Consider the following 5,156-nt stretch of genomic DNA (forward strand, 5'->3'; position numbering starts at 1 on the left):
CCGCCGTCCCGCTGGTCCGGCCCTGCCGGGCCGTCCCCGGGCAGGGCCCCGTCCCGCTGGTCCGGCCGGCTCCGGCCGTCCGCGCCGGGGCCGGCGTCCCCACCCCTGCCGCCCGCTCCAGCCGGGCCCGCGACGGCGAGGGAACCGGTGTGTCCTTCCTGCACCGTGCTCAGCGTGTACGCCGTCGGACCGGCGAGCGCGGCCGCCAGCGACAGTCCGGCCACCGCGAGCGTCAGACGACGTCCGGTCCGGCCCGCGAAACCCGCCAGGAGCAGTCCGAGAGCCCCGGCCAGCCCGCCGGCCAGGACCGCCCACTTCAGCCAGGGCAGGTACTCGGGCGTACGGCCGAGCAGGACGTACCCCCAGCCGGCGGTGACCGCGGTCGTGGCCGCGAGGGTGAGGGAGACGGAGGCCGAACGGCGCCTCTCCCACAGGACGGCCGAGCCCATGCCGATCAGTGCGGCGACGTACGGGGCGAGAGCCACCGTGTAGTACTCGTGGAAGATGCCGGCCATGTGGCTGAAGACGGCGGCCGTCAGCAGCAGCGAGCCGCCCCAGACCATGAACGAGCCGCGTGTCGGATCGGTCCGCCCGGCCCGGCGGGTGATGACCAGCCCCGCGACCAGCAGGATCAGCGCGGCGGGCAGCAGCCAGGAGATCTGGCCGCCGACCGAGGAGTCGAACATCCGGCCCCAACCGGTCTCGCCCCACCGGCCGCCTCCGGCACCACCGCCCCCGCCGACACTGCCGGTCTCCTCCCCGTTGAGCCGCCCGAGGCCGTTGTAGCCGAAGGTCAGCTCCAGGAAGCTGTTGCTCTGCGAGCCGCCGATGTACGGACGGGAGGACGCGGGCCACAGCTCGACGAGCGCCACCCACCAGCCGCCGGAGACGACCAGCGCGAGAGCCGCCCATGCCAGCCCCGTCAGCCGCTTCCCCCCCGCCACCGGCGCGCGGACGCCGTGGACGAGCGCGAGAACGGGAAGGATCAGGAAGGCTTGCAGCCCCTTCGCCAGAAACGCCAGGCCGATCACGGCGCCGGCCCATACCAGCCACTTCGTACGGCCGTCCTCCAGGGACCGGACGACGAGGTAACAGGCCAGGGACAGCAGCAGCGCCAGCATGGCGTCGGGGTTGTTGTACCGGAACATCAGCGCGGCGACCGGCGTCAGCGCCAGCACGGTGCCCGAGACCAGAGCGGCGGCCGGGCCGGAACGGCGGTTGACGGACGCGTACACGACAGCGACCGTGCCCACACCCATCAGCACCTCGGGCACGAGGATCGCCCAGGAGTTCAGACCGAAGAGCCGTACCGAGAGCCCCATCGGCCAAAGCGAGGCCGGGGGCTTGTCCACGGTGATGGCGTTCGCCGCGTCCAGAGAGCCGAAGAGGAACGCCTTCCACGACTCGCTGCCCGCCTGCACGGCAGCCGAGTAGAAGGAGTTGGCGAACCCGGACGCGCTGAGGTTGTACAGGTACAGCAGCCCGGTCACCAGCAGCAGCGCGAGGAAGGCGGGCCGCGCCCAGCGGGGGTCCTCGGGCCGCCCGCGCCACAGCCTCCGGGCGAGCGGCCGCCGCGGTCCGCCCGCCACGGGGGCCGGGGCCGGGCGGGGGCCCGCCCCCGGGCCTGTGCCGGTACTCGTCTGATCGGGCTGCGTGGTCATCGTGGGGTCCTCGGATCGGTGTCGGCCGGATCGAACGCGTCAGTGGTGTGGGGCACGACGGGGGCACCGGCCCGCGGCGCGGTGCCGCCACGGTGGCCGCGGGCCCGGTCGTCGCGGTGGGGGAACACCCACGCCCGGAACAGCAGGAACCGCAGTACCGTCGCGGCGAGGTTGGCGGCGACGAGGACCGCCAGCTCGGCGGAACGGGCGGGGGCGTCGGACGCGGCGTGGAGCGCGGCGAGCGATCCGGAGGTCAGTACGAGGCCGACCCCGAAGACGGTCAGCCCCTGCGCCTGGTGCCGCACCACACCGCCGCGCCCCCGTACCCCGAAGGTCAGCCGGCGATTGGCGGCCGTGTTGGCGATCGCCGAGACCAGCAGGGCGAGACCGTTGGCGGCCTGGGAGCCGGTGAAGATCCGGAAGCCGCTGTAGAGCAGCAGGTAGAACAGGGTGGACAGTACGCCGACGGAGCAGAAGCCGGCCAACTGCCTCGCCAGCCCCCTCGGTACGCCCGTCAGCTCACGGTCCCGCGGATCGTCGCCGAAGGGCCTGGCCAGCCGGGCCAGTGGCAGCGAGCCGGTGGCCAGCGCCCTGCCGACCCGCCACACGCCCCTGAGGTCCTCGGCCGCCGTCCGGGCGATGCGCACCGTCGAGTCGGGGTCGTCGACCCAGTCGACCGGTACCTCGTGGATCCGCAGTCCCGCACGCTCGGCGAGCACCAGCAGCTCGGTGTCGAAGAACCAGCCGCCGTCCTCCACCAGAGGGAGCAGAATCCGGGCGACATCCCGGCGGATCGCCTTGAACCCGCACTGCGCGTCGGAGAAGCGGGCCTGGAGCGAACCCCGCAGGATCAGGTTGTACGAACGGCTGACGAACTCGCGCTTGGCCCCCCGCACAACCCGCGAGCCGCGGCTCAGCCGTGAGCCGATGGCCAGGTCCGAATGGCCGGAGATCAGCGGAGCGACCAGGGGCAGAAGGGCGTTCAGGTCGGTGGATAGGTCCACGTCCATGTAGGCGAGGACCGGTGCGTCCGAGGCCGACCAGACGGACCGCAGAGCCCGGCCCCGCCCCTTCCGCTCCAGCCGGAAGGAGCGGACCTCCGTGATCCGTTCCGCCAGCTCCGCGGCCACCCGAGCGGTGGTGTCCGTGGAGGCGTTGTCCGCGACCGTGATGCGGAACGCGTAGGGGAAGGTGCGCGTGAGATGTTCGTGCAGTCTGAGAACGCACGGCCGGAGGTCCTTCTCCTCGTTGTAGACGGGGATCACCACGTCCAGGACCGGTGCGGCCGCCCCCCCGGCCGGGACGTGCTCCCGGGGAGGCAGGTGCTCACGGGCGGGCCCCCCGCCGGGGGAGTGGTCGGTTCTCATGACACCGGGCTTTCTCACGTCGCCGTTCCCGACGGTGTGCGGAGACCGTGACGCGGAGCCGCGGAGGGGGAGCCGGTGGTCGGCTGCTCGTCGTCCGCCACGAGTGCGGGGACAGGGTTCCCGTCCGGCCTCAGCGGTTCGATGAGTGCCCGGGGTGAGGCTGTGGTCATGTTCCACAGCCTTGCGGGGGTCCTTGAGAGGGTCCTTTCTGGCGCCTGTGTTTTCTCTGAGAAGCCCGGTGCCCGAGGAGCCTCCGTCTCAGCCGGCGGAACGGGCTTACACGTCGTCGTTCCCGCACGGAGCGATGAGACCGGCCACGCCGCCGTTGCCGACGGAGTCTCCGGCGCTCGGGGCGCGGGCCGTCCGCCCCGTCGAACCACCCGCCCGGTGGCGGGGAGCCTGCCACGGGGCCCCAGAGGTTGTCCGGCGGAGCCCGTCCTTCGGGCGGACAGCCCCATCCGCCGGCCGGGGCCTCCTAGTTGGCGCCTATCTTCGCCAGCAGGTCCACGATGCGCGCCTGCACCTCCGGGCTCGTGGACCTCTCCGCGAGGAAGAGGACCGTCTCGCCGGACGCCAGACCGGGCAGCTCCGCCTCGTCGATGGAGGCGGAGGTGTAGACGACGAACGGCGTGCGGTTGAGCATGCCGTTCACCCGCAGCCAGTCGATGATCCCGGCGCGGCGGCGGCGCACCTGCATCAGGTCCATCACCACCAGGTTCGGCCGGATCTGCGCCGCGAGCTGCACCGCCTCCGCGTCCGAGGGGGCGTGCGCGGTCTGCATGCCGCGCCGCCCCAGCGTCGCGGCCATGGCGTCCGCGATGGCCGCGTGCTCCTCCACCAGCAGCACCCGCGGCGGGTGCTGCTCGCTGTCGCGCGGCGCGAGGGCCTTGAGGAGGACGGCCGGGTCCGCGCCGTACGCCGCCTCGCGCGAGGCCACCCCCAGACCGGCCGTCACCAGCACCGGCACCTCGGCGGCGACGGCCGCCTGGCGCAGCGACTGCAGGGCGGTACGGGTGATGGGGCCGGTCAGCGGATCCACGAAGAGGGCCGCCGGGTACGCCGCGATCTGGGCGTCCACCTCCTCGCGGGAGTGGACGATGACGGGGCGGTAGCCGCGGTCGGTCAGGGCCTGCTGGGTGGAGACGTCCGGCTCGGGCCACACCAGCAGCCGCCGGGGGTTGTCCAGGGGCTCGGGCGGCAGTTCGTCGTCGGCAGGCGGCGGTACCCGGCCGCTGCCGCCGGTGACCTCCACCGCCCCGCCCGGACCGTCCAGGTGCTCCGGCCCCTCGGCCCCGGCCTCGGGCGCGCCGATGGCGAACTCCCGCCCGCTGTGGGTGTGCTGGGCCGGAGGGTACTGGGGCTGTGCCTGCGGAGGCGCGGCGGCGATGGCGGCGGCGGCCGCCTCGGCGGCGCGCTCCTTCTCCACCGGGGGAGCCGCGAGCTTGCGGCGGCGGCCCTGTCCGGTGCTGCTCTGCGCGGGGGTGGGGGTGGAGGTGGACGCGGGCGGTACGGGCGGCTGGGTCTGCGGAGGCTGCGGTGCGGGCGGCGCGGCGGGCGCGGGTGGCTGGACCGCGTGCTGGCCGGTGTGCTGCTCGCCCGCCTGCCGGGCGAAGGGCACACCCTGGCCGAGAGTGCGCACACTGACGCCGGAACTCTGCTCCGGCGGTGCCGCCTCGCGGCCCGGCATCGGCAGCGCCCGCTGCCTGGGCGCCTCCTCGGACGGCGCCGAGCCGCCCAGGATGGGGCTGGCCGCGACCACGGTGAGGTCGGCCTGGCCGGACTGCTCCGTGTCGTCCGTGCCGCCCGTGTCGTCCTGGTCCGGGTGCCCGGGGCGCTGGGTGTGCTCGGGGTACCGGGCGGCTGGGGTGTGCTGTTCGGGCCCGGGAGCCCGTGGCTCGGCGGCGGGATCCTGCCGCGGCGTCTCCTCGGGCGGTGGTACGCGACGCCGCCGACCGGTCGGCCGGTCCTCCTGGACGGCCTCGGCCTGTGCGTCGGGCTGTGGCCGCACCGGCTGCAACTGCGGCTGAGCCGGGTTCGGCTGAGCCTGGTGCGGGCCCGGAGCCGGGGTCGGTCCGGGCGGCAGCGCGAACGCCGCGCGCCCCGGAGCCTGCGCGGGAGCGGCCGGCGC

The 5,156-nt window shown here is 74.5% G+C and carries 3 protein-coding genes; all 3 read right to left on the reverse strand.

From position 1 onward, the window contains the following. On the reverse strand, window positions 1-1,661 hold a 1,661-nt coding region (locus AC2CJA_RS23930), incomplete at its 3' end, for an ArnT family glycosyltransferase (RefSeq protein WP_484604754.1). After that, the gene (locus tag AC2CJA_RS23935) at window positions 1,658-3,028 is read right to left on the reverse strand and encodes a bifunctional glycosyltransferase family 2/GtrA family protein (RefSeq protein WP_484604755.1); all 1,371 of its coding nucleotides are present in this window, start codon (window positions 3,026-3,028) and stop codon (window positions 1,658-1,660) included. The genes AC2CJA_RS23930 and AC2CJA_RS23935, both read right to left, overlap by 4 nt. Window positions 3,029-3,503: 475 nt before the next feature. Continuing rightward, a partial coding sequence (locus tag AC2CJA_RS23940) for a PleD family two-component system response regulator (protein ID WP_484604756.1) occupies window positions 3,504-5,156 on the reverse strand: 1,653 nt, incomplete at its 5' end.

This window comes from Streptomyces sp. ATLC9, assembly GCF_057196705.1.